Here is a 22389-nt window from a genome sequence, read left to right as displayed (position 1 = left end):
ACGATCCCTTCCCTCCTGACGGCTGCCGCCTGGTCGCACCGGGGGCGCCACCCGGCGCCGCCCGTCGCAGACGAAGGAGTCGAGCGCCATGGCACAAGGAAATCGCGTCGTCGTCTACACCGGCCCGGGGGAGGTGGCCGTGGACTCGGTCGACTACCCCACGCTGGAGATCCCCGGGGAGGTAGCGACCCACTTCGGCATCGCCAAGGCGGCTCCGCACGCCGTCATCCTCAAGCTCGTCACGACCAACATCTGCGGCTCTGACCAGCACATGGTCCGCGGCCGCACCACGGCCCCGGTCGGGCAGAGCCTCGGCCACGAGATCACCGGTGAGGTCGTGGAGAAGGGTGAGGACGTGCTCTTCGTCGACGAGGGCGACATCTGCTCGGTGCCCTTCAACATCGCCTGCGGTCGCTGCCGGATGTGCAACGAGGGCCACACCGGCGTCTGCCTCAACGTCAACCCGGCCCGCGCCGGCGCGGCCTACGGCTACGTCGACATGGGCGGCTGGGTCGGCGGTCAGGCGGAGTACGTCATGATCCCCTACGCCGACTTCAACCTGCTGAAGTTCCCCGACCGTGACCAGGCCCTGGAGAAGATCCTGGATCTCACGATGCTCTCCGACATCTTCCCGACGGGCTACCACGGCGCCTACACCGCCGGGGTCACGACCGGATCGACGGTGTATGTCGCCGGCGCCGGTCCGGTGGGTCTGGCCGCCGCTCACTCGGCGCAGCTCCTCGGCGCTGCCGTGGTCATGGTGGGCGACATGAACACCGAGCGGTTGGCGCAGGCCGAGAGCTTCGGGTGCGTCGGGATCGACCTGACCAGTGACGGCGCTCTCGTCGACAAGATCGAGGCCATCGTCGGAGAGCCGGAGGTCGACGCGGCCGTCGACGCGGTGGGCTTCGAGGCCCGCGGTCACGGCGAGGGTGCCGACGAGGCGCCCGCCACCGTCCTCAACGACGCCATGACGATCACCCGCGCGGCCGGGGGGATCGGCATACCCGGACTGTATGTCACCGGCGACCCCGGTGCCGTCGACGACGCCGCCAAGGAGGGCACGCTCGGGGTGCGCCTCGGGCTCGGCTGGGCCAAGTCGCAGCACTTCACCACCGGCCAGTGCCCGGTGAAGCGCTACAACCGGCAGCTGATGAACATGATCCTGCACGACCGGGCGCAGATCGCGAAGGCCGTCAACGCCCAGACGATCAGCCTGGACGACGCCCCGCGCGGCTACGCCGAGTTCGACCAGGGCGCGGCGACGAAGTTCGTCATCGACCCGCACGGGATGGTCGCCTGACCTGACGCGCGGCCCCTCGTGGCGGACGTCCACTGTCCGCCACGAGGGCTACCGTCGCGGTCATGAACACCTCACCCGCCTGGGAACCGCCGCTCGCCGGAGACGAGATCGAGCACCTGCTCGGCGCGCTCGACCGCCAGCGGATGACCTTCCGCTGGAAGGTCGACGGGCTCGACGACGAGGGGCTCGCGGCCCGGGTCGGCGCCTCGTCGCTGACGCTGGGCGGCCTGATCAAGCACCTGACGGGCGTGGAGCGCAGTGCCGCGACGCAGCGCATCGACGGCTCACCGCTCGGGCCGCCGTGGACCGAGGTCGACTGGAACGCCGACCCCGACTGGGACTTCCGCACCGCCGCGGACGACCCGGTGCAAGACCTGCTCGACCGGTACGACGAGACGGTCGCGGCCACCCGCCAGCGCCACCGGGAGGTCATCGACGCCGAGGGGCTGGGCCAGATCGTCGCCTGGGGCAGGCCCTTCGGGGTGGACGTCAGCCTGCGCCGCATCCTCTTCGACATCCTCGAGGAGTATGCCCGCCACACCGGTCACGCGGACCTGCTCCGGGAGGCGGTCGACGGCCGGGTCGGTGAGGACCCGCCGGAGGACTGGTCGCCGCCAGAGGTCTGGCGCTGACCGGCGACGTGTCACTCTTGGCCCGTGGGCGATCATCACTTCGACAGCATCTCGGCGACCTACGACGACCCGGAGAAGCAGGCCCGGGCGCAGGAGATCGCCGACGCGATCCGCACGCGGGCTGGGCTGACCGGCCGCGAGCGGCTGCTGGAGTACGGCGCCGGCACCGGCCTGGTGAGCCAGGCGCTCGCCGAGCTCGTCGGGACGGTGACCCTCGCCGACACCTCCTCGGGCATGCGCGAGGTGGCGCGGAGCAAGGTCGCGTCCGGCGACCTGCCCGCGAGCACGACGATCTGGGACCTCGACCTCACCGAGCAGGCGCCGCCGCAGGAGACCTTCGACCTCATCGTCACGAGTCTCGTCCTGCACCACATCCAGGACCTCGGGCCGGTGCTGGCCGGCTTCCGGAGCCTGCTCGCGCCGGGCGGCCAGCTCGCGGTGGCCGACCTGGACAGCGAGGACGGCTCGTTCCACGCCCACCTGCACGACTTCGACGGCCACGACGGCTTCGACCGCGACGGCCTCGCGGCCCAGCTCGAGCAGGCGGGCTTCGTCGACATCCGGGTCGGCGACTGCAGCACCGTCGTCAAGAACGGCACGACCTTCCCGGTCTTCCTCGCCCTCGCCCGGCGCTGACGCTGCTCGCGGCGGCTCGCGCTGCGGGCGCGGGCCTGCCAGGCGTGGTCACCCGCACTCCTCGCGCGGTGCGCTCAGCCGTCGGACTCCAGCGCGTCCAGCCGCTCGGCGACCAGGTCGACCAGCCGCTGCTCGATGCGGACGAGCTCGACGATCGACCCGGCGTGCTCCTCGGGGGAGATCTCCTGCGCCGGGATGAGCATGGGGTCGGAGTCGCCGGCCAGCCGGGCGAGCCGCTTCTTCTCGATCGCCGAGAGCTCGACCAGCGTGGCCGTGTGGGCCAGCACCGCCGCCACGTGCCGCATCTCCACCGACGCCAGCTCGGACTCGGTCGCCATGTCCTCGACGATGCCGATCCAGGAGGAGTCGTCGACCGGCCATTCCTCGACGGCGTCGGTCAGGGTGTTGAAGATCTGCTGCCCTGCGACGAAGACCCCGGGCCAGATCTCCTCCCGCTCGTCGTAGGGCAGCGCCGCAGCGCGAGCCGCCAGGGTCTGGGCGCGAGGCTGGTCGTCGTCGAGGAGCGCGGTGGCGATCTTGTCGAGGAGGTTGGCCGCAGAGTCCCACAGGCCGCGCGACTGCTCGACCTCCGCAGCGCTCGACCACGGCACTCCCTGGTCGCCAGAGGTGAAGGCCCGTCCACGTGCGTCGGGGGTCATGAGCACATCGTGCCGTATGTCGGACGTGGGCGGCATACTCGATCCATGGCGTATGACGAGGGGTTGGCGCAGCGGATCCGTGATCTTCTCGCAGGGGAGACCGGGGTGGTCGAGAAGCGGATGTTCGGCGGCCTCGCCTTCCTCGTGGGCGGGCACATGGCGGTCGCCGCCACGGGCGACGAGGGCGTGATGGTCCACGTCGACGAGGGGCTGGCTGCAGAGCTGGCGCAGCGCGAGGGGCTCGAGCCGATGGTCATGCGGGGGCGGCCGATGCGGGAGTGGGTGCACAGCGAGGGCGCGGCTGCCGACGACGAGGACCTGCTCGCGGAGCTGGTGCGCCTGGGTGTGGAGCGAGCCCGGGCGCAGCCGCCGAAGACGTGATCGTGACGGCGCGGGCGTGTGAGGTGCCGGGGTGACCGTCCACCACCTCTCCCGCCGCGACGCGCAGCGCATCGCGGTACGCGCCCAGCTGCTCACCCGCGCGCGGCCCGGCGACGTCGTCGAGACCGTGCGCGAGCTGACCCTGCTGCAGATCGACCCGGTCAAGGCAGTGGCTCCCGCGCAGCACCTCGTGCTGTGGAGCCGGCTGGGCAGCAGCTACGACACCGGCGAGCTGGATCGGCTGCTCGCGGAGCGCACCCTCATCGAGCTGCTCGGCTTCATCCGCCCGGGCGAGGACATCGCGCTGCACCTCGCCCAGATGGAGGCCTGGCCCGCACCGTCCCGTCGCGACGGCCGGCTCCGGCCGTGGCAGGAGGGCATCGCGCGCTGGGTCGAGGCCAACGACCGGGGGCGCCGCGCAGTCCTGGCCCACCTCGAGGCCGAGGGGCCGACCCTGACCGGGGCACTGCCGGACGCCACCGAGGTGCCGTGGCGCTCGACGGGCTGGACCAACGACAAGAACCTCGGGCGGCTGCTCGACCTCATGGTCGCGCGCGGGGAGGTGGCGGTCTCCGGCCGCGAGGCCGGGCAGCGGCTCTGGGACCTCGCCGACCGCGTCTATCCCGACGTGCCCACCCTCCCGCTCGAGCAGGCACGCCAGGTGCAGGACGAACGTCGGCTCGCCTCCCTGGGGTTGTTGCGCTCCCGCAGCCAGGAGTGCCCGGTCGAGCCGGGTGACGCCCGGACCGCGGGTGAGGAGGCGGTGGTCGAGGGGGTCGGGGGCACCTGGCGCGTGCACCCGGCATACCTCGACCCGGCGGAGCCGTTCGCCGGCCGTGCCGCGCTGCTCTGCCCGATCGACCGGCTGGTCTTCGACCGTACCCGGATGGAGGAGATCTTCGACTTCGACTACGTGCTCGAGATGTACAAGCCCAAGGCGCGGCGGCGGTTCGGCTACTACGCGCTGCCCGTGCTCGACGGCGACGAGCTGGTCGGCAAGCTCGACGCGACCGCCGAGCCGAAGCGTGGGGTGCTGCGCGTGGACGCCCTGCACGAGGACGGGGTATGGCGCGCCGCCCGCCGCGAGCGCGTGCTCGAGCAGGTGCACGACCTGGCCGCCTGGCTCGACCTGGAGCCTGAGCTGCCAGCACATCTCGGGGGCTGACGCGTTGTGGGTTAGTCCACTAGACTAGGTCGATGAGCAGTGATGCCGTCGTCAACATCCACGAAGCCAAGACCCACCTCTCCCGGCTGCTGGAACGGGTCGAGGCGGGGGGGCGCGTCACGATCGCGCGAGCGGGCACCCCCATCGCCGACCTCGTGCCTCACCGGGCGTCCCGGGTCAGCTACGGAGAGCTCGACCTGACCTACGACGACCAGGCGTTCCGCGAGTCGGACGCCGAGGTGGCTCGACTCCTCGGAGCGGGGTGAGTCGCGTCCTGCTGGACACGCACGTGCTGCTGTGGGTCCTGACCGACGACGACCGGCTCGGGCTGGCGGCGCGTTCCACGCTCGACGACGCCAGTCAGGTCCTGGCGTCGACGGCAAGCCTGTGGGAGCTGTCGATCAAGCACTCGATCGGGAAGTTTCCCGACCCTGCCCCGCTCGTGCCGGCGATCGAGCGCTCAGGGCTGCGGCTCATCCCGATCGAGCCGGCGCACGTGCTCGGCGTCCGAGCGAGTCCGCTCGAGCATCGTGACCCCTTCGACCGCGTGCTGCTGGCCCAGGCGGAGGCCGAGAGTGCGGTGCTGATGACGGCGGACGGCCGCATCCTGGCGTCGTCCGCGGCAGGCGTCGTCGACGCCCGCGTGTAGGTCGCGCCTCCGCACAACTCGACGGACTGGTCAACATATGGTTACCTATTCGCATGGACGTCTTCTCCGCGCTGGCCGACCCGGTGCGCCGCTCGTTGCTGGAGCAGCTGGCCGGTGAGGGGGCGCGCCGCGTCGTCGACCTGACGGCGGGGCGGGGCATCTCTCGACCGGCGGTGAGTCGTCACCTGCGGCTGCTCGGGGAGGCCGGCCTGGTGCGCGTCGACGACGTGGGGCGGGAGCGGCACTACCGGCTGGAGCCGGCGCCGCTGAGGCAGGTGGAGGCATATGCGCAGAGGCTGCGGGCGGGCGCCGCGGGTCCGCCGATCGCCGCCCACGACCTGGATGCCCTCGACCTCGAGGTCCGCCGGACGGTGCGCGAGCGCCGCGACGGTGAGCCCCGGCATACCCCATCGGTGCCTGACACCGACGACGCCGTCATCGACACCACCACCACCGAGGAGACCGCATGATCACCGGAGCCCCCGAGACCATCGACGGACAGGACCACCTCGTCCTCACCCGCACCTTCCGCGCGCCGATCCAGGACGTCTGGGCGGCGCTGACCGAGAGCGAGCGGTTGGGGCGCTGGTTCGCGACGTGGACCGGCGACCCGAGCACGGGCCGGGTGCAGGTGACCTGGGCCTTCGAGGAGGACATGCCCACCGAGCCCTACCTCGTCGAGGTCTGCGAGGAGCCGACCCGGCTGCGCGTCCGCAACGAGAACGACGACCCGACCCAGGTCTGGACCCTCGACCTGCGGCTCGCCGAGGAGGCCGGGGTCACGACCCTGCGCTTCGCCCAGGTGCTCACCGACCGCTCGCTCGTCACCGACGTCGGCCCCGGATGGGAGTACTACCTCGACCGGCTCGAGGAGTCCGTGCGGACCGGGGAGACGGCGACGACGGGGTGGGACGGCTACCTCGCGAGGAGCGGGGAGTATGCCGCCGCCTTCGGCCTCCCGGACGACGAGAGGCAGACGGCCACCTGAGGGGCGTGGCGGCTGCGGGGGTCTGGCTGTCATAAGGTTCGCCCAGGCGGCGTGCAGGGGCTGGTGTGGGATCGACGAGGGGAGAGCCGTGCTCGAGGAGTTCCGGGACGTGGTGTTCACGTCGGCGTGGTTCGGGCTGATGACCATGGTGTGGTGCGGGTGGGCGCAGGAGTCACCCGCCCGCGGTTGGCGCGTGCCACTCGCCGTGGGCTCCGCCGCGGGGGTGCTCCTCGCCGTCGGTTCGGCATCTGGACGGGGCTGAGCTGGAGCGAGCCGACCGCGTTGGAGGGGCGCTACGCGAGTTTCGGGATCGTCGTCGCCGCGGAGGTGCTCCTCGCCGGCGCAGGCGTCCTCGTCCTCGCGACCCGCGGTGGGAACCGGTGGATGGCGTGGTGGGTCGCCGTGGTCGTGGCGGCCCACTTCCTGTCCCTGTCCTGGATCTTCGGTGGGTGGATCCTCACCGTGCTGGGAGTGGTCCAGCTGGCGGGCCTGGTGGGGATGCTCGGCCTGCTGCGGGGGACGCCGGTCCCGACCAGCCGCTTCGTCGGGCCGTGGATGGGAGCGACGATCTTCGGCACGGCCCTCCTCCTCGGCGCGAGCGTCCTGTCCGGTCGCTAGCCGATCGCGGTCAGCCCCGCTCCGACGCGCTCCAGCTCGTCCACGACCGTGCGGACGGCCAGCCGGGCATGACGGTCGGGCCGGCACAGCGCGACGATCGCCCGCTGCGCCGGCACCCCGGCGAGCGGGCGCAGCACGACCCGTCCGTCGGCGGGCGTGGTGAAGCGTGGCAGGAGCGCGAGCCCCTCGCCCCGGCCGACGAGGGCGCGGATGAGCTGGTTGTCACGCAGCCGCTGGCGGCGCTCGAGAGTCTGGCCGGTGAGCGCCTCCACGGCCAGCAGGATCGTGTCGAAGGGGTATCCCTCCGGGACACCGATCCACGTGGTCCCGACCAGGTCCCGAGGGTGCAGGCGCTCCCGTGAGGCCAGGGGGTGGTCCGTGGGGAGCGCGACGTCGATCGGCTCGCGGACCAGCACGTGGGAGGTGAGCCGCTGCGCCCCGGCGGGCACGTCACCGCTGAGGCTGTGCGCGATGACGACGTCCACGTCGAGGGTGCGGGTGGCGTAGTCGGCCTCCGCGAGGTCGAAGTCGTCCAGCGTCAGCTCGATCGCGCTGCCGCGCAGCGCCTTCACCAGCCCGGGCAGCAGGGCCTCGCCGGCGCTGGGGAGCGTGCCGATGCTCACCCGGCCGCTCGGTTCCCCGCGCGCGGCGTCCAGGCGCGCCTGCACCTGGGCCTGGACACGGCATACCTCGTCGGCGGCGTCGGCGAGCAGTTCGCCCTCGGTCGTCAGTCGGAGCCCCCGCCCGACCGGTTCGACGAGCGCGACGCCGAAGTCGCGCTCCGCAGTCCGCAGCTGTTGGGACAGTGCCGACGGCGTGCGGTGGGTCGCCTCCGCGACGGCGGCCAGGGTGCCGCGCACGGCGAGCTCGCGCAACAGTTCGAGATGCCTCGTCTCCATGTAGTCACCCTAAGGAGTGACGTCAGAAAATGTCGCTGGACCTCAAGGTTCGGGCGTCGCAGACTCTGAGGTATGCCGTTGCGCCGCACCCTCCTCGCCGTCGCCGTCGCGGTGCTGTGGGGTCTGAACTTCCTCGCCATCCACGCCTCGCTCGAGCACTTCCCGCCACTCTTCCTCGTCGCGCTGCGGTTCGCCGTGCTCGCGGTGCCGACGATCCTGCTCGTGCCGCGACCGCAGGTGCCGCTGCGGTGGTTGGTGGGCTACGGGCTCGGTTTCGGGACGCTGCAGTTCACTGGCCTCTACCTCGGGATGGCCGCCGGCTTCCCCGCCGGGCTGGCCTCGCTGGTGCTGCAGGCGTCGGCGCCGTTCACCGTGCTGCTCGGCGTGCTCCTGCTGGGTGAGCGGCTCACCCCGCGACGTGCCGCCGGGGTGGGTGTCGCCGTGCTCGGGCTCCTGGTCGTCGGCCTCAGCCGCGCCGAGGCGACCTCGTGGGTGCCCTTCCTGCTCGTCGTCCTCGGCGCCTTCGGCTGGTCGCTGGGCAACCTCAGCAGCCGGCTCGCCGCCCCGCCGAACCCGCTGCACCTCACCCTGTGGATGTCGGTCGTCCCGCCCCTGCCGATGATGGCCGTGTCGTTGCTGGTGGAGGGCCCGTCGGCGATCTGGACCTCGCTGGCGACGTCCGCGAGCGCCGCGGCGCTGCCCGCGTGGCTCGGCTTGGCCTACACCGTCGTTCTCGGGACGATCGTCGGGTCCGGCATCTGGGTGTGGCTCATGGTGCGACACCCGGCAGGCGTCGTGGCGCCCTTCTCGATGCTCGTCCCGGTCGTCGGGATGAGCACGGCCTGGGGGGTCCTCGGCGAGCGCCCGACGCTGCTCGAGCTGGCCGGCGGTGTGCTCGTCGTGGGCGGGGTGCTGTGGGCCTCCCTCACCCTCCGGCGCCGCCCGACCCCGCCGCCCGCGACGCCGCGTGAGCGCATCCCCGTCCCGGCCACGCCCGCCTCGCCCGCCGTGCCCTGACCTCCGGCCCGGCCAACCTGGGCAAGCTGGCTCCACACGGAGCAGCAGTGCCATGGTGCGGTATGCCGACCCAGCTTGCTCAGGTCCGCGGCCAGGTCCTCGGCGCCCAGGACCACCGCCCGGCCCTCGGCGCTCAGGCCGACGCCCGCGGCGGCAGCGGGAGGGAGCGCAGCACCCACCACGTCGCGGCCACGGTGAGGGTGAGCACGAGCAGGCAGAGGGCCATCGTGGGCAGCGGCGGGAGCATGGTCGGGATCGTCTCGATCCACGAGCGCGGCCCGCCTGCCCCCATGCCGCGCCGCGTCACCGAGCGGGTGAGGACGTCCTGGGCGAAGAACGGCAGCCCGGCCGTGACCGGCAGCAGGAGGGTCGCCCAGCCGCGCCAGCGGACGAAGCTCGCGCCGACCAGCACGCCGCACACGGCCGCGGTGATGCAGAGCAGGCCCAGGGCGGGGAGCGCCGCCCACCATGGGGCAGTGCCGACGGAGAAGTAGGTCTCCGTCATGGCATCCATGACGGCCTGCCCGGCGAGCTCCACGACCACCACCCCTGCGGCGAAGAGCACGCCCACGGCGAGCGCGCAGAGGAGGCCGGCGACGGTGATCGCCCGCCGGGTGAAGCCGGCGTGCACGAGCTGGCGCACGGCGCTCCCGACGGTGATGACCAGGACGGTGAAGGCGATCCAGGGCACGGTGGAGACGCCCACGTAGCTCATGACCGCAACGACGAGGAAGACCTCGCGCGTGGCCAGCGCCACCCCCAGTGCCCAGGCAAGGGCCAGGACGGCGACCGTGCCCAGGGTGATGCCCAGGGCCGGCCGCAGGAGGTGGCGGGTCAGCCTGACCCACGGCGCGGCAGGGGCCGGGTGCACAGACGCCTCGTCGGAGGGCGGCCTCGCGGTCATGGTCGTCACCGCCGCCGGGGCGTCGGGTCGCGGGCTGGTCGGCTGGCTCATGCTGCGTCCTTGGTCGTGAGGTGGATGAAGAGGTCCTGCAGCGGCACCGGGCCGAGCTGCAGGCCCTGCCGCTGGGCCTCTGCGGCCCAGGGCTCGTGGGCGGAGCCGAGCACCGTGGCCTCCCGGGTGGGGCCGAGGTCGCGTCGGCCGACCGTGCGCAGGCCCTGGGTGGCCGCCTCGACCAGATCTGCCCGACCGGTGACGGTGACCCCCTGCCGGCGCAGCTCGTCGGCCTCCTCGGAGATCAGCACGCGCCCCTCGTGCAGGATCGTCACGGTCTCCAGCAGGTGCTCGATCTCGCTGATGAGGTGGCTGGAGATGATGATGGTCCGCGGGTGCTCGGCGAAGTCCTCGAGCAGCAGCTGGGTGAACTCCTGGCGGGTGGGGGCGTCCATGCCGAGGTGGACCTCGTCGAGCATGGTGAGGGGAGCCCGGCTCGCCAGGCCGACCGCGGCGGCCACGGCCGACTGCTGGCCCCGCGACAGCTTGGCGAGGGTCCTGCGCGCAGGCACGCCGAAGCGGTCCAGCATCCGATCGGCCAGCGCGCGGTCGAAGGTCGGCCGCCCGACCTGGTGCAGCGCCAGGATGTCCCCGACCTTGGAGTCGGCGGGCAGGTCACCGGCCGAGCGCATGAGGCAGGTGGCTCCCATGAGGTCGGCGTCCTCGAACGGCTCCCGTCCCTCCAGCAGCACGCGCCCGGCGTCCGGCCGGGCGAAGGACGCGAGCAGGCTGAGCAGGGTGGTCTTGCCGGCGCCGTTGCGCCCGAGCAGGCCGTGGATGCGCCCCGCCGCGAGGTCGAGGCTCACGCCGTCGAGGGCGTGCGTCGCGCCATACCGGACGGAGACGTCCTCGGTGGTCACGGTCAGACCGGTCATCGGTCCTCCTCCTGGTCCAGGTGGGTGTGCAGGTATGCGGTGAGCTCGGCGGCGGTGATCCCGAGGGCGGCGGCCTCGCGCACGACGGGGGCGAGCCGATCGTCGAAGAACGCGTCCCGGCGCGAGGCGCGCAACCTGCCGGTCGCACCCTCGGCGACGAACATCCCGACCCCGCGCTGCTTGACGAGGACGTCCTCGGCGACGAGCTCGGCGAAGGCCTTGGCGGCGGTGGCCGGATTGATGCGATAGGTCGTGGCGTACTGCGTCGTCGACATCACCTGGTCGCCCTCCCGCAGGGCCCCGGTGAGGATCTCGCCCCGGATCGCCTCGGCGATCTGGAGGTAGATCGGGTCCCGTCCGTCGAACATCCGCCCTCGCTTCTGTGGTTCGTTACTTGACTAATGAACCACAGAACATGGCAGGGCGCAAGCGGCCGAGCATACCCAACGACTTGTGACCGCATCGATAACCATGCATGATGAGTGCATGTTCTCTCGGGGTTGGCCCCTGACCACGTGCCACGAAGTAGACCTCCTGCGCATCAGCAGCATGCTGATGTGCACCTGTCGCTGACCCCACCCGCCCTCCGGGTCGCCGCGGACCCACCGCAGCGCCGACGCCAGCACGGTGTCACCTGCGCCTCGACGCGCGACCCAGCCAGCGACCACCCCGAGGTGACCATGACTCTTCCCGCCACTCCGACCGTCCTGTCCCTGGCCACCCGCTCCGAGCGGGAGGACCGTGATCGCCTGCGTGCGCTCGCGCACGAGGCGGCCCCCCGTCTGGCGGACGCCGACACCGAGACGGTCATGGCGTGGGCCGCGCAGACCTTTGGGGCCCGGATGGCCGTGACCTCGAGCATGGCGGAGTCGGTGCTGCCCCACCTCGTGTCACGGCACCAGCCCGGTGTGGACGTGCTCTTCCTCGACACCGGCTACCACTTCGAGGAGACGCTCCAGACCCGGGACCGCGTCGCGGAGGCCCTCGACATCACCGTCGCCGACGTCCGCCCGCAGCGGTCGGTGGCCGAGCAGGACGCGGAGTTCGGCCCCCGGCTGCACGATCGCGACCCGGGCGCCTGCTGCGCCATGCGGAAGGTCGAGCCCCTGAGGCGGGCGCTCGCCGGGTATGACGCCTGGGTCACCGGGGTGCGCCGCGCGGAGAGCCCGACGCGGGCCATGACGCCCGTCGTGGCCTTCGACGAGTCGTTCGGGCTCATCAAGATCAACCCGCTCGCGACCTGGAGCGACGACGAGGTAAGGCTCTACGCCGAGCTCTACGACCTGCCGAGCAACCCGCTGCTCACCCAGGGCTATCCCTCGATCGGGTGCGGGCCGTGCACCCGCCAGGTCGCGCCGGGTGAGGACCCGCGGGCCGGCCGCTGGTCGGGCTTCGCCAAGACCGAGTGCGGTCTGCACGGCGGCCCGGACGCCGACCGGGCCGAGCCGGAGCAGGAGGCCTCATGAGCGGGCCCTTCCTCCTCGGGCTGTCGCTGGCCGGTCGGCGGGTGGTCGCGGTCGGTGGCGGCGCGGTCACCGCGCGACGGGTCACCGACCTGCTCGCCGAGGGCGCGGAGCTCGAGGTCGTCGCGCCCGAGCTCGTGCCCGGACTGCGCGCGCTGGTCGAGTCCGGTGAGGTCTCCTGGACCCCGCGTCGGTATGCCGGTGCCGCCGACCTCGACGGCGCCTTCCTCGTGCACACCGCGACCGGCGACCCTGCGACCGACCGGCGCGTCGCCGCAGACGCCGAGGCACGGCATACCTTCTGCGTCAACGCCGGGGAGGCCGCCGCCGGGAGCGCCCAGGTCCCGGCCCGGGCCGACGTGGCCACGCCGACCGGTGACGTGCGGATCGCCGTGCACGCGGGCGGAGACCCGCGGCGCGCGGCGGGCGTGCGCTCGAGCCTGGTCGACCACCTGACCTCCGGGGTCGTCGACCTGCGCAGCCACCGACCGCACGGCGGCTGGGTCGCCCTCGTGGGTGCCGGACCGGGGGAGGAGCAGCTGCTCACCCGTCGCGCCACCACGCTGCTCGCCGCGGCCGACGTCGTCGTCACCGACCGGCTCGTCCCGCAGGCCGTCCTCGCGCGCCTGCCCGAGACGACCCGGGTCATCGACGTGGGCAAGCAGCCCCTGCACCACCCGGTACCGCAGGAGGAGATCAACCGGATCCTCGTCGAGGAGGCGCGGCGCGGTCGGGCCGTGGTGCGGCTCAAGGGCGGCGACCCCTACGTCCTCGGGCGCGGCGGCGAGGAGCGGGCGGCGTGCGAGGCCGCCGGGGTGCGGGTCGAGGTCGTCCCCGGCATCACCAGCGCCGTCTCGGTTCCCGCGGCGGCGGGCATCCCCGTGACCCACCGCGGGGTGGCCCGCGGGTTCACCGTCGTGACCGGGCACGAGGAGCTGCCCGGGCTGCCGACCGGCACCGACCACACGCTCGTCGTGCTCATGGGCATCGCCGGGCTGCGCGAGACCGCGGCCCGACTGGTCGCCGCCGGACGCCCCGCCAGCTGCCCGGTCGGCGTCGTCGAGAGCGGGTGGACGGCGCAGCAGCGCGTCACCCTCGGCACCCTCGCCGACATCGCCGAGCGCGCCGAGCAGGTGGGTGTCGCCTCACCCGCCGTGGTCGTCGTCGGTGACGTCGTGACCCTCGCGCACGCGTGGCCCGCGAAGGGCGTCGGCGGGGCGCGGTCGCGTGAGCCGCCCCCTCGTCGTCGCTGCCCACGGCACCGCCAGCCTGGAGGGCCAGGCGGCGGTGCGCGAGTGCGCCGCGCGCGCGATGGCGGTGCTCGGGATGGCCGGTCCGCCGGTCGTCGGCTACGTCGACGTCTGCGGGCCGACCCTCGAGGAGGTCCTCGGCGACGTCGAGGACCCCGTGGTCGTGCCCTACTTCCTGGCCTCGGGCTACCACGTCAAGCATGACGTCCCCTCGGCCACCGAGCAGTCGCCGGGCGCGCTCGTCACCACCGCGCTCGGGGTCGAGCCCGAGGTGCTCGACGCGGTGACCGACCGGGTCCGTGAGTCGCTCGGTGCGGACGGCCCCGACGACGCCGCGCCTGCCGTCGAGGCCGTCCTCCTGCTGGGCGCCGGGTCCAGCGTGGACTCCGCACGCGCCGAGGTGGCCGACGTGGCGGCGCAGGTGGCGGGCCGGTTCGGCGCGGCGAGCGGGACGGCCTTCCTCAGCGGTCCCGGGCCGCGCCCCGCCGACGAGCTCGCCCGCCTCCGGGCGCAGGGGCATACCCGGATCGCCGTGGCCGCACACCTGCTCTCGCCGGGGTTCTTCCTCGACCGCGCCCACCAGGTCGCCGTCGAGGCGGGAGCGCAGCCGACCGCGCCCCTCGGCACGCACCCGTTGCTCGGTGCCCTGGTCGCCCGGCGCTACCGCGAGGCGCTCGCCTGAGTGAGGGCACCAGAGGTCACCCGGGACGTGCCGGAGCAGGGCGCCCGCGCGAAGGTAGAGGGTCCCCATAGTTCACTCCTGTCATTCGAGCAGCGCCGATGCTCGCCATGCTCGACCGGGAGCGCACCGTCGCCGGACCAGGCTTCAACCGGTGGTTCGTGCCGCCCGCAGCGCTCGCCGTCCACCTGTCCATCGGGCAGGTGTATGCCTTCAGCGTCTTCAACATCCCGCTGGAGGAGCGCTTCGGCACCTCGGCGACCGCGGTGTCGATCATCTTCTCCATCTCTCGTCATGCTCGGACTCTCCGCCGCGATCCTCGGCACGTGGGTGGAGCGCAACGACCCCCCGAAAGACGATGGCGGTCTCCGCCGCGCTCTGGGTCGCCGGCTTCCTCGTCTCCGCGCTCGGCGTCTCGCTGGGGCAGCTGTGGATCGTCTACCTCGGCTACGGCGTGCTCGGCGGCATCGGGCTGGGGCTGGGCTACATCTCGCCCGTCTCGACCCTCATCAAGTGGTTCCCGGACCGGCCGGGTCTGGCGACCGGCCTGGCCATCATGGGCTTCGGCGGCGGCGCGCTCATCGCCTCCCCGCTGAGCAACCGGACCCCGCAGTTCTGGCTGCTCTGGACCGTGCTCTTCTGCAACGTCACCGCCGGCATCGGAATCCTCGCGCAGGCCTCGCCCATCGTGCAGAACTTCTTCACCGGCGTCGGCCCGCCGAGGCCGCGGGTTTCGTCAGCCTGCTGAGCCTGGCCAACATGGCCGGGCGCCTCGTGTGGTCCTCGACCTCCGACGTCATCGGCCGCAAGCCGACCTACATGATCTACCTCGGGGTCGGCGCGGTGCTCTACCTCGGCGTCGCGACCCTGGGCCGCTCCTCGCTGCTGCTCTTCGTCCTCATGAGCGTGGTCATCCTCAGCTTCTACGGTGGCGGCTTCTCCACCGTCCCGGCCTACCTCAAGGACCTCTTCGGAGGGCTGCGGCTCGCCGGTCGACCCGCGCTTCCACGAGCCCGTTGCCGCACGCGACGACCTCGCGACCGAAGGAGCTTCCTCATGAGCGATCAGACGCATACCCCGACAGCCCGGCGCGAGGGTGCCGACGCCGCGGAGAGCGCACCGCCGCCATCGTCCTGTGGGTCGTGGTCTCGGCGGGGCTGCTCTACGGCGTGGGCGAGACGATCGCCCGCGTGACCCAGCTCTTCGGCTGACCCGACGCTCGACCAGGAGGACCCCCGTGGCGTCTGACGCACCCCAGCACGACTTCACCGACGACGAGCTCGAGATCCATGGGCGCAAGGAGTGGGCCGCCGGCGTCCCCGGGGTCTACCACGCGCTCAAGATGTCCTACGAGCAGATGGGTGCGCTGCGCACGGTGCGCACGCTGCCCCGGCTCAACCAGAAGCACGGCTTCGACTGCTCCGGCTGCGCCTGGCCCGACCCCGAGCACCGCTCGCCGGCCGAGTTCTGCGAGAACGGCGCGAAGGCGGTGGCCGAGGAGGCCACGCTGCGCCGGATCGGCCCCGACTTCTTCGAGGAGCACGACCTCGAGGACCTCGCCACCCGCACGCCGCGATCTTCTACACCTCGGGCCGCACGTCCAACGAGGCCGCGTTCGTCTACCAGCTCCTCGTCCGCGCCTACGGCACCAACAACCTCCCGGACTGCTCCAACATGTGCCACGAGGCCTCCGGGGCGGCGCTGGGCGACGCCATCGGGCTGGGCAAGGGCACCGTCCTGCTCGAGGACATCTACGACGCCGAGCTCATCATCATCGCGGGCCAGAACCCCAGCATCAACCACCCCCGCATGCTGAGCGCCCTCGAGCGGGCCAAGCGCAACGGTGCCTCGATCGTGGCCGTCAACCCCCTCCCCGAGGCCGGGCTGCAGCGCTTCAAGAACCCCCAGGAGCCGCTGGGCGTCGTCGGCTCCGGCACCGAGCTGACCGATGAGTTCCTCCAGATCCGCATCGGCGGTGACATGGCGCTCTTCCAGGCTCTCGGCGCCCTCCTGCTGGAACGGGAGGCTGCCGCCCCCGGCACCGACCTGGACCACGACTTCCTGGCCGAGCACACCGACGGCTTCGAGGCATACCGGGAGCACGCCGCGACCCTCGACTGGGACGAGGTCATCACCGCCACCGGCCCGCGCCGCGAGCAGATCGAGGAGCTCGCCGACCGTCTGGTGGGCAGCCGCCGCACCATCGTCTGCTGGGCGATGGGCCTGACCCAGCACGAGCACTCGGTGGCCATGATCACCGAGGTCGTCAACCTGCTGCTGCTCCAGGGCAACGTGGGTCGCGACGGCGCGGGCCTGTGCCCGGTCCGCGGCCACAGCAACGTCCAGGGCGACCGCACCATGGGCATCTGGGAGCAGATGCCGGACGCCTTCCACGACAAGCTCGACGAGGAGTTCTCCTTCACCAGCCCGCGCGAGCACGGCTACGACACCGCCATGGCGATCGAGGCGATGCGCGACGGCCGGGCGCAGTTCTTCATGGGCATGGGCGGCAACTTCGTCAAGGCGGCCCCGGACACCGACGTCACCGAGGCCGCGCTGAGCTCCTGCGCGATGACGGTGCAGGTCTCGACCAAGCTCAACCGCTCGCACGTCATCACCGGCGAGACCGCGCTCATCCTGCCGGTCCTCGGCCGCTCGGAGCGCGACGAGCAGGCCAGCGGGCACCAGCGGATCACCGTCGAGGACTCGATGTCGGCCGTACACGCGAGCCACGGACCGTTGCCGCCCGCCTCGCCCCACCTCCTCAGCGAGGTGTCGGTCGTCTGCCGGCTGGCCCGACGGCTCCTCGGCGACACGACCGTCGCTGACTGGCAGGCCTTCAAGGACGACTACCGCACGATCCGTGACTCGATCTCCCGGGTCGTCACCGGGTTCGAGAACTACGAGGACAAGATCAACGACCCCGGCGGGTTCGTCCTGCCGCACGGCGCGCGAGCCAGGGAGTGGAACACCCCGACCGGCAAGGCGCAGTTCGGCACCCACGAGCTGGTCTATCCCCAGGTGCCCGAGGGGCGGCTGCTGCTGCAGACGCTGCGCAGCCACGACCAGTTCAACACCACCATCTACGGCCTGGACGACCGTTACCGCGGCATCGAGAACGGTCGCCGCGTCGTCTTCGTCAACCCGGACGACCTGCTCGCGCAGGGGCTGGTCGACGGGCAGATGGTCGACCTGGTGAGCCACTGGGAGGACGGCGAGCGGGTGGCCGAGGAGTTCCGGATCGTGTCCTACGACACGGCCCGCGGCTGCGCGGCGGCCTACGACCCCGAGACCAATGTCCTCGTGCCGCTCGGGCAGCGCTCGAAACGCAGCGGCACCCCGGCCAGCAAGTCGCTCGTCGTCGAGCTGCGTCGCCGGGCCGGCTGAGGCATACCGGAACATCGGGGCGGGTCCTCGGTGTTGACCCCGGTATGCGTATCGCCATCATCGGAGGACACGGAAAGATCGCCCTGCTGCTCGGGCCGCTGCTGAGCGGTCACGAGGTGACCGGGGTGATCCGCAACCCCGACCAGGCGTCCGACCTGGAGGCCGCAGGGCTGCGCCCGGCCGTCGCGGACGTCGAGACCATGAGCACGCAGCAGCTCACCGAGCTGCTCCAGGGCCAGGACCTCGTCGTGTGGTCGGCCGGTGCCGGCGGCGGCGACCCGGAGCGCACCTACGCTGTGGACCGCGACGCCGCCACCCGCACCATGGACGCGGCCGAGCAGGCCGGGGTCGGGCGCTACCTCATGGTCAGCTACCTCGGCGCCCGCCGCGACCACGGGGTGCCCGAGGACAACGCCTTCTTCGCGTATGCCGAGGCCAAGTCGGCCGCCGACCAGCACCTGCGTGACTCCGGCCTGGGCTGGACGATCGTCGCGCCGGGCCAGCTGAGCCTGGACGAGCCCACCGGCTCGATCGAGGTGCGCGGCTCCGGGCCCGGGTCCGACCCGGCCGCCTCGGAGGGCGAGGAGCTTGCTCCCATCGCCCGCGCCGACGTCGCGGCCGTCATCGCCGCGGTCGTCGGGCGCGAAGACCTCACCGGGCGAATGATCGAGTTCGTCGGCGGGGACACCCCGATTGACCAGGCACTGGACGAGGTCGCCGCCGGGGCTTGAGCCTGTGTCTCTAAAACGAACGTGATGGACGAATCACAGCGATGAAAGTTTCCACATCTGCTCTAGAGTGACATTGTGGACGTCGCAAAGTTCCAAAAGAGCCCTTCTGGACATCTTGTGCCCATCACCGGCACGAGCCAAGGTTTGACGTGGCAGCATCACGCCTTCGTCCCCCGCCCGCTGGGGCAAGCCAGTCCCGTGCTGGATGGCCGTTCGTACCGAGCAGTGGCCGACGCCCGCGCCGCCATCGCGGCTCTGGACGCCACCGCGGCGAGACTGCCGAACCCTCGCCTGTTCCGGCTACCGGCGCTGCGGCTGGAGGCTCAGTCCACAGCTGCTCTCGAGGGCACCTACGAGCCCGTCGAGAGAGTGCTGACCGCAGGCGATGACGACCGCGCGGACCCTTCGATGCGCGAGGTACTCAACTACGTGCTCGTTGCGGAGCAGGCTTTCGCGCTGGACGTTGACGGACATCGCCTGACGGTCTCGTCGCTGGAGGATCTGCAAGGGCAGCTCATGAGCGGCACTCGACTGGAAGGCCCCGCGTCAGGACGACTGCGGGACCTCCAAGTCGTGATCGGGCGACGTCCGGATGCGCCGCCGGAGGTACCGGCGATCAAGGCCGCTCAGTTCGTGCCGCCGCCGCCCGGACCCGACCTCCGCGCGAGGCTGGATGACCTCTTGAGTTGGATGCAGGCGCAACACGACGGGATCGATCCCGTGGTCGCGGCGGCTATGGGCCACTACTGCTTCGAGGCCTTGCACCCCTTCCACGACGGCAATGGACGACTTGGGCGGCTCCTCGTGGTCCTCTCCTTGACGTGGTCGGGCGTCCTCACTGAACCGAGCATCTCCGTGTCCCCCTGGTTCGAGGCGCGGCGGGAGCGCTACTACGACTGCCTCCTGGGGATTTCCATGACGGGAGACTGGTCATCGTGGGTCACCTTCTTCGCACAGGGGCTGCAGTCCGCGGCGGACCAGGCCCAGCGCCAGATGCTGCAACTGGTGGCTGTCCGCGATGACCTGCGCGAACGGATCCGTCAGTCACCTATCCGCAGCGCGCGCGCCTTCGATCTCGTCGATCATGCCCTGGCGTCGCTGACCTTCACGGTCGCGGAGGCGGCTGAAGCCGTTGGTCTGCAGAAGACGGGTGCGAGCAAGCTCATCGACAGTCTTGTCGAGCACAGGATTCTTGAGCAAGTCGGGCATCGGTCATACAACCGCCGCTTCGCGGCGCCCGACGCTCTGGCAGTGCTCCGAGGCGTGTAGTTGCGCAGAGCGAGCTGCCGGGTGGGCGCGCCGCGACCTGGGGTCCTTCTCGCGGGTTCTGACTCAGGCCTCGGGCACGTCATCGTGGATCGGCTGCTTGGGCAGCTTGCGGACGCGTCGGGGTCGCCGTGAGCGGGCCGGGATGAGGGAGCGCATGTTCTCGTGGCGGCCGAAGCACAGCAGCCGGTCGCCGTCCTCGAGCACCTTGGTGCCCTCAGGGTTGGGCACGACTCGGGTGCCGCGGTGCAGCGTGAGGATCTGGATGTCCTTCTCCCGCAACCCCGATGCCTCGATCGACTGCCCCACGAGCTCCGAACCCGACATCACCGCGATCTCGGCGACGCCATACCCCGTCGAGACGGCGAGCCGCTGGCGCACGTCGATGTCGGGGAAGCCGGCCTGGTCGGCGATGTAGTCGACGATCGCGCCCGCGACGTCGAGCTTGGTCGCGGCCTCGATGCCCTCCAGGCCGGGGGAGGAGTTGACCTCCATGACCAGCGGCCCGTCGTTGCCCTCGAGCATGTCGACACCGGCCACCCGCAGCCCCATGATGTGCGCGGCGCGGACCGCGATCTCCTGGTAGGCCGGGTCGAGCTCGACGGGCTCGACCGAGCCGCCGCGGTGGACGTTGGAGCGGAACTCATCACCCTGGGCGCGGCGCCGCATCGCCGCGACGACCCGGTCGCCGACGACGAGGGCGCGCACGTCCTTGCCCTTGGACTCCTTGACGAAGCGTTGGATGAGCACCTGCTGGTTGGTGCCGTGCAGGGTCTCGATGATCGCCTCGGCGACCTTCATCGTCGGGGCGAGGATGACGCCGATGCCCTGGGTGCCCTCGAGCAGCTTCACGACCACGGGCGCGCCGCCGACCATCTCGATGGCGTGCGGGATCTCGGCCCGGTTGCGGACGAACGCCGTCGCCGGCATCTCGATGCCGTGGCGGGACAGGATCTGGGTGGCCCGCAGCTTGTCGCGGCTGTTCATGATGCCGTTGGAGGTGTTGGGCGTGTAGACGTCCATCTGCTCGAACTGCCGCACGACCGCGGTGCCGAAGTAGGTCACCGACGCGCCGACGCGCGGCAGGACCGCGTCATACGTCGACAGCGGCTTGCCGCGGAAGTGCAGGTCCGGCTCGTCTCCGGAGAGGTCGATGCCGAAGCGGAGGGTGTCGAGGACCTTGACCTGGTGGCCGCGGTCGAGCGCCGCGGTGCGCAGCCGCTGGGTCGAGTAGGCGCGCAGGGACCGGGAGAGGATGGCGAGCTTCATGGGGACGTCCTGAGAGGATGCGCTGGTGACAGGGTCCAACCATTTCATCACGGAGCAGACGGTCGTCGGGTGGCGCGAGTGGGTGCAGATCCCGCAGGTCGACGTGCCGTGGATCAAGGCCAAGATCGACACCGGCGCCAAGACCTCGGCGATCCACGCCTTCGACCTGCGCTCCTTCGACCGTGACGGGCGCGACTGGGTCAACTTCGCCGTGCACCCGTGGCAGGCGACCGCGCAGGACGAGGTCGCCGTCGAGCTGCCGGTGCACGACTCGCGCTCGGTCCGGTCCTCCTCGGGGCACGAGGAGCAGAGGTATGTCGTGCGCCTGCCGGTGGTCCTCGGCGGTCGGGAGGTGCCGGTCGAGGTCACGCTGACCGACCGTGACGAGATGGGCTTCCGGATGCTCATCGGGCGCGAGGCGCTGGTGCAGGGTTTCCTCGTCGACCCCTCGCTCAGCTATGCCGGTGGTCGGCCCGAGCGGGCCGTGCGCCGCCGCAACTGGGGCAAGGCGTGAGCACGCGCCGCAAGCCGCGGCCCTCCTTCCCCATCGGCACGCTCAAGGTCCGTGCCGGCAGCCGCCGCGAGGTCTCGCTGCCGATCTCGCGCCTGGTCACCGGTGCCGAGGTGAGCCTGCCGGTGCACGTGCTCCACGGGCGGGAGGAGGGCCCCACCCTGTGGCTGAGCGCGGCGATCCACGGCGACGAGGTCGTCGGCATCGAGGTCGTGCGCCGGGTGCTGGCCCGGCTCGACCCCAAGACGATCCGCGGCACCGTCCTGGCCGTCCCCATCGTCAACGTGCTCGGCGTGATGTCGGGCGACCGCTACCTGCCCGACCGTCGCGACCTCAACCGCAGCTTCCCCGGGTCGGCGCGCGGCTCGCTCGCGGGGCGCATCGCCCACCTCATGATGAAGGAGGTCATCGGCCCCTCCGACGTCGGCATCGACCTGCACACCGGGGCGGACCGACGCACCAACCTTCCGCAGATCAGGTGCGACCTGGAGGACCCCAAGACCCGCGCCCTCGCCGAGGCCTTCGGTGCTCCGGTGGCCTACCACGCCAAGCTCCGCGACGGTTCGCTGCGGTATGCCGCCCGCGAGCGGGGTGCGCGCGTCCTGCTCTACGAGGGCGGGGAGGCGTGGCGCTTCGACGAGTGGGCGATCGTGGCGGGAGTCGACGGCGTGATGCGCGTCCTCGCGCACCTGGGGATGATCGAGGACCCCGACGTGTCCTCCGAGCCCCCCAGGCCCAGTGATATCTGCTGGCGCAGCGGCTGGGTCCGTGCGCGCCGCACCGGCATCGTGCACATGGACGTCGCGCTGGGGCAGCGGGTGAGCGAGGGGGAGAAGCTCGGCGAGCTGTTCAACTCCTTCGGCAAGCGGTTGGCCATCGTCAAGGCCGACCGGGACGGCGTCGTCATCGGGCGGGCGGAGGCGCCGCTGGTCAACCGGGGTGACGCTCTCGTGCACATCGGGGAGATCACGTCCGAGGACCGCTCGGGGCTGGACGAGGACGCCCTGGACACCGACACCCCCTGACGCGACGCGGTCGACCCTGTCGGAGATCGGG

General features: G+C 71.8%; 24 protein-coding genes and 3 pseudogenes. 21 read left to right on the top strand and 6 right to left on the bottom strand.

What is annotated here, in order from left to right; all coding sequences use genetic code 11:
- Positions 1-88: 88 nt before the first annotated feature.
- From fdhA to FA582_RS15475, 3 genes are all read left to right on the top strand, one after another.
- Positions 89-1303, top strand: coding sequence for a formaldehyde dehydrogenase, glutathione-independent (gene fdhA / locus FA582_RS15485; protein ID WP_010146740.1), 1215 nt, complete (start codon positions 89-91; stop codon positions 1301-1303).
- Between the two features lie 62 nt (positions 1304-1365).
- The gene (locus FA582_RS15480) at positions 1366-1935 is read left to right on the top strand and encodes a DinB family protein (protein ID WP_010146738.1); all 570 of its coding nucleotides are present in this window, start codon (positions 1366-1368) and stop codon (positions 1933-1935) included.
- 24 nt (positions 1936-1959) lie between these two features.
- A complete protein-coding gene (locus FA582_RS15475) occupies positions 1960-2571 on the top strand; it encodes a class I SAM-dependent methyltransferase (protein ID WP_010146737.1) in 612 nt (203 codons plus the stop codon).
- A gap of 74 nt (positions 2572-2645) precedes the next feature.
- Here FA582_RS15475 and FA582_RS15470 read toward each other — a convergent pair whose 3' ends face one another.
- The gene (locus tag FA582_RS15470) at positions 2646-3230 is read right to left on the bottom strand and encodes a hypothetical protein (RefSeq protein WP_010146736.1); all 585 of its coding nucleotides are present in this window, start codon (positions 3228-3230) and stop codon (positions 2646-2648) included.
- A gap of 45 nt (positions 3231-3275) precedes the next feature.
- Between FA582_RS15470 and FA582_RS15465 the strand changes: the two genes are divergently transcribed.
- From FA582_RS15465 to FA582_RS15435, 7 genes are all read left to right on the top strand, one after another.
- On the top strand, positions 3276-3611 hold the full coding sequence (locus FA582_RS15465) for a TfoX/Sxy family protein (RefSeq protein ID WP_010146734.1): 336 nt from the start codon (positions 3276-3278) through the stop codon (positions 3609-3611).
- Positions 3612-3642: 31 nt separating this feature from the next.
- A complete protein-coding gene (locus FA582_RS15460; protein ID WP_010146733.1) occupies positions 3643-4776 on the top strand; it encodes a DNA glycosylase AlkZ-like family protein in 1134 nt (377 codons plus the stop codon).
- Positions 4777-4808: 32 nt separating this feature from the next.
- Entirely contained in the window at positions 4809-5042 is a 234-nt protein-coding gene (locus tag FA582_RS15455; protein ID WP_010146732.1) for a type II toxin-antitoxin system Phd/YefM family antitoxin, read from the top strand.
- The gene (locus FA582_RS15450) at positions 5039-5425 is read left to right on the top strand and encodes a type II toxin-antitoxin system VapC family toxin (RefSeq protein ID WP_010146731.1); all 387 of its coding nucleotides are present in this window, start codon (positions 5039-5041) and stop codon (positions 5423-5425) included. Before FA582_RS15455 ends, FA582_RS15450 begins: the two co-directional genes overlap by 4 nt.
- 53 nt (positions 5426-5478) lie before the next feature.
- The gene (locus FA582_RS15445) at positions 5479-5895 is read left to right on the top strand and encodes an ArsR/SmtB family transcription factor (RefSeq protein ID WP_010146730.1); all 417 of its coding nucleotides are present in this window, start codon (positions 5479-5481) and stop codon (positions 5893-5895) included.
- On the top strand, positions 5892-6413 hold the full coding sequence (locus FA582_RS15440) for an SRPBCC domain-containing protein (RefSeq protein ID WP_010146729.1): 522 nt from the start codon (positions 5892-5894) through the stop codon (positions 6411-6413). The genes FA582_RS15445 and FA582_RS15440 overlap by 4 nt, the downstream gene beginning before the upstream one ends.
- 159 nt (positions 6414-6572) lie before the next feature.
- Positions 6573-7031 carry a hypothetical protein gene (locus tag FA582_RS15435; RefSeq protein WP_202798066.1) on the top strand — a complete coding sequence of 153 codons (459 nt, stop codon included), beginning with the start codon at positions 6573-6575 and terminating at the stop codon, positions 7029-7031.
- Here the strand turns inward: FA582_RS15435 and FA582_RS15430 are convergent.
- On the bottom strand, positions 7028-7930 hold the full coding sequence (locus FA582_RS15430; RefSeq protein ID WP_010146728.1) for a LysR family transcriptional regulator: 903 nt from the start codon (positions 7928-7930) through the stop codon (positions 7028-7030). The genes FA582_RS15435 and FA582_RS15430 overlap by 4 nt on opposite strands.
- 72 nt (positions 7931-8002) lie before the next feature.
- Here FA582_RS15430 and FA582_RS15425 point away from each other — a divergent pair, with 72 nt between their 5' ends.
- Positions 8003-8947: an EamA family transporter gene (locus tag FA582_RS15425; RefSeq protein ID WP_010146727.1), complete on the top strand. Its 945-nt coding sequence runs from the start codon at positions 8003-8005 to the stop codon at positions 8945-8947.
- 133 nt (positions 8948-9080) lie between these two features.
- On the opposite strand, the gene FA582_RS15420 is transcribed toward FA582_RS15425, so the two are convergent.
- The 3 genes from FA582_RS15420 to FA582_RS15410 are packed head-to-tail and all read right to left on the bottom strand — an operon-like array spanning position 9081 to position 11145.
- The gene (locus FA582_RS15420; RefSeq protein ID WP_010146725.1) at positions 9081-9902 is read right to left on the bottom strand and encodes a hypothetical protein; all 822 of its coding nucleotides are present in this window, start codon (positions 9900-9902) and stop codon (positions 9081-9083) included.
- Complete coding sequence (locus FA582_RS15415) at positions 9899-10777, bottom strand: ATP-binding cassette domain-containing protein (protein ID WP_010146724.1); 879 nt, start codon at positions 10775-10777, stop codon at positions 9899-9901. Before FA582_RS15415 ends, FA582_RS15420 begins: the two co-directional genes overlap by 4 nt.
- A complete protein-coding gene (locus FA582_RS15410; RefSeq protein WP_010146723.1) occupies positions 10774-11145 on the bottom strand; it encodes a GntR family transcriptional regulator in 372 nt (123 codons plus the stop codon). The genes FA582_RS15415 and FA582_RS15410 overlap by 4 nt, the downstream gene beginning before the upstream one ends.
- Before the next feature lie 312 nt (positions 11146-11457).
- Here FA582_RS15410 and FA582_RS15405 point away from each other — a divergent pair, with 312 nt between their 5' ends.
- The 8 genes and pseudogenes from FA582_RS15405 (at position 11458) to FA582_RS15375 (ending at position 19556) form a co-directional block, all read left to right on the top strand.
- Positions 11458-12243 (top strand): phosphoadenylyl-sulfate reductase, encoded by a 786-nt coding sequence (locus FA582_RS15405; RefSeq protein WP_141567516.1) that lies wholly within the window; start codon positions 11458-11460, stop codon positions 12241-12243.
- Positions 12240-13421, top strand: a pseudogene (gene cobA / locus FA582_RS15400) (uroporphyrinogen-III C-methyltransferase); the annotation flags it as partial. The gene FA582_RS15405 and the pseudogene cobA, both read left to right, overlap by 4 nt.
- A 130-nt stretch (positions 13422-13551) precedes the next feature.
- Positions 13552-14172, top strand: a complete 621-nt coding sequence (locus FA582_RS15395) for a sirohydrochlorin chelatase (RefSeq protein WP_238705451.1) — start codon at positions 13552-13554, stop codon at positions 14170-14172.
- 98 nt (positions 14173-14270) lie between these two features.
- Positions 14271-15144: pseudogene (locus FA582_RS15390) on the top strand (MFS transporter); the annotation flags it as partial.
- A 167-nt stretch (positions 15145-15311) separates the two neighbouring features.
- Complete coding sequence (locus FA582_RS17765) at positions 15312-15380, top strand: MFS transporter small subunit (protein ID WP_420853166.1); 69 nt, start codon at positions 15312-15314, stop codon at positions 15378-15380.
- Positions 15381-15406: 26 nt separating this feature from the next.
- Positions 15407-17556, top strand: a pseudogene (locus FA582_RS15385) (FdhF/YdeP family oxidoreductase).
- A 44-nt stretch (positions 17557-17600) separates the two neighbouring features.
- Positions 17601-18287 (top strand): SDR family oxidoreductase, encoded by a 687-nt coding sequence (locus FA582_RS15380; protein WP_010146715.1) that lies wholly within the window; start codon positions 17601-17603, stop codon positions 18285-18287.
- A 75-nt stretch (positions 18288-18362) separates the two neighbouring features.
- The gene (locus FA582_RS15375) at positions 18363-19556 is read left to right on the top strand and encodes a Fic family protein (protein WP_029540461.1); all 1194 of its coding nucleotides are present in this window, start codon (positions 18363-18365) and stop codon (positions 19554-19556) included.
- Positions 19557-19619: 63 nt separating this feature from the next.
- Here the strand turns inward: FA582_RS15375 and rimK are convergent, their stop codons facing one another.
- The gene (gene rimK, locus FA582_RS15370; RefSeq protein WP_010146713.1) at positions 19620-20822 is read right to left on the bottom strand and encodes a 30S ribosomal protein S6--L-glutamate ligase; all 1203 of its coding nucleotides are present in this window, start codon (positions 20820-20822) and stop codon (positions 19620-19622) included.
- Positions 20823-20847: 25 nt separating this feature from the next.
- Here rimK and FA582_RS15365 point away from each other — a divergent pair, with 25 nt between their 5' ends.
- Positions 20848-21336 carry an ATP-dependent zinc protease family protein gene (locus tag FA582_RS15365; RefSeq protein WP_010146712.1) on the top strand — a complete coding sequence of 163 codons (489 nt, stop codon included), beginning with the start codon at positions 20848-20850 and terminating at the stop codon, positions 21334-21336.
- The gene (locus tag FA582_RS15360) at positions 21333-22358 is read left to right on the top strand and encodes a succinylglutamate desuccinylase/aspartoacylase family protein (protein ID WP_010146711.1); all 1026 of its coding nucleotides are present in this window, start codon (positions 21333-21335) and stop codon (positions 22356-22358) included. The genes FA582_RS15365 and FA582_RS15360 overlap by 4 nt, the downstream gene beginning before the upstream one ends.
- The last annotated feature ends 31 nt before the right edge of the window (positions 22359-22389 follow it).

Source organism: Serinicoccus profundi (assembly GCF_008001015.1).
GTDB classification, from domain to species: Bacteria; Actinomycetota; Actinomycetes; order Actinomycetales; family Dermatophilaceae; genus Ornithinicoccus; species Ornithinicoccus profundi.
The sequence above is the reverse complement of the archived record's forward strand: the minus strand, read 5'-3'. Positions and strand labels throughout refer to the sequence as shown.

Coding starts and splice junctions, on each gene's coding strand:
- fdhA (WP_010146740.1), top strand. CDS start 89: ATGGCACAAGGAAATCGCGTCGTCGTCTACACCGGCCCGGGGGAGGTG.
- FA582_RS15480 (WP_010146738.1), top strand. CDS start 1,366: ATGAACACCTCACCCGCCTGGGAACCGCCGCTCGCCGGAGACGAGATC.
- FA582_RS15470 (WP_010146736.1), bottom strand. CDS start 3,230: ATGACCCCCGACGCACGTGGACGGGCCTTCACCTCTGGCGACCAGGGA.
- FA582_RS15465 (WP_010146734.1), top strand. CDS start 3,276: ATGGCGTATGACGAGGGGTTGGCGCAGCGGATCCGTGATCTTCTCGCA.
- FA582_RS15455 (WP_010146732.1), top strand. CDS start 4,809: ATGAGCAGTGATGCCGTCGTCAACATCCACGAAGCCAAGACCCACCTC.
- FA582_RS15445 (WP_010146730.1), top strand. CDS start 5,479: ATGGACGTCTTCTCCGCGCTGGCCGACCCGGTGCGCCGCTCGTTGCTG.
- FA582_RS15440 (WP_010146729.1), top strand. CDS start 5,892: ATGATCACCGGAGCCCCCGAGACCATCGACGGACAGGACCACCTCGTC.
- FA582_RS15430 (WP_010146728.1), bottom strand. CDS start 7,930: ATGGAGACGAGGCATCTCGAACTGTTGCGCGAGCTCGCCGTGCGCGGC.
- FA582_RS15425 (WP_010146727.1), top strand. CDS start 8,003: ATGCCGTTGCGCCGCACCCTCCTCGCCGTCGCCGTCGCGGTGCTGTGG.
- FA582_RS15420 (WP_010146725.1), bottom strand. CDS start 9,902: ATGAGCCAGCCGACCAGCCCGCGACCCGACGCCCCGGCGGCGGTGACG.
- FA582_RS15415 (WP_010146724.1), bottom strand. CDS start 10,777: ATGACCGGTCTGACCGTGACCACCGAGGACGTCTCCGTCCGGTATGGC.
- FA582_RS15410 (WP_010146723.1), bottom strand. CDS start 11,145: ATGTTCGACGGACGGGACCCGATCTACCTCCAGATCGCCGAGGCGATC.
- FA582_RS15405 (WP_141567516.1), top strand. CDS start 11,458: ATGACTCTTCCCGCCACTCCGACCGTCCTGTCCCTGGCCACCCGCTCC.
- FA582_RS15395 (WP_238705451.1), top strand. CDS start 13,552: ATGGCGGTGCTCGGGATGGCCGGTCCGCCGGTCGTCGGCTACGTCGAC.
- FA582_RS15380 (WP_010146715.1), top strand. CDS start 17,601: ATGCGTATCGCCATCATCGGAGGACACGGAAAGATCGCCCTGCTGCTC.
- rimK (WP_010146713.1), bottom strand. CDS start 20,822: ATGAAGCTCGCCATCCTCTCCCGGTCCCTGCGCGCCTACTCGACCCAG.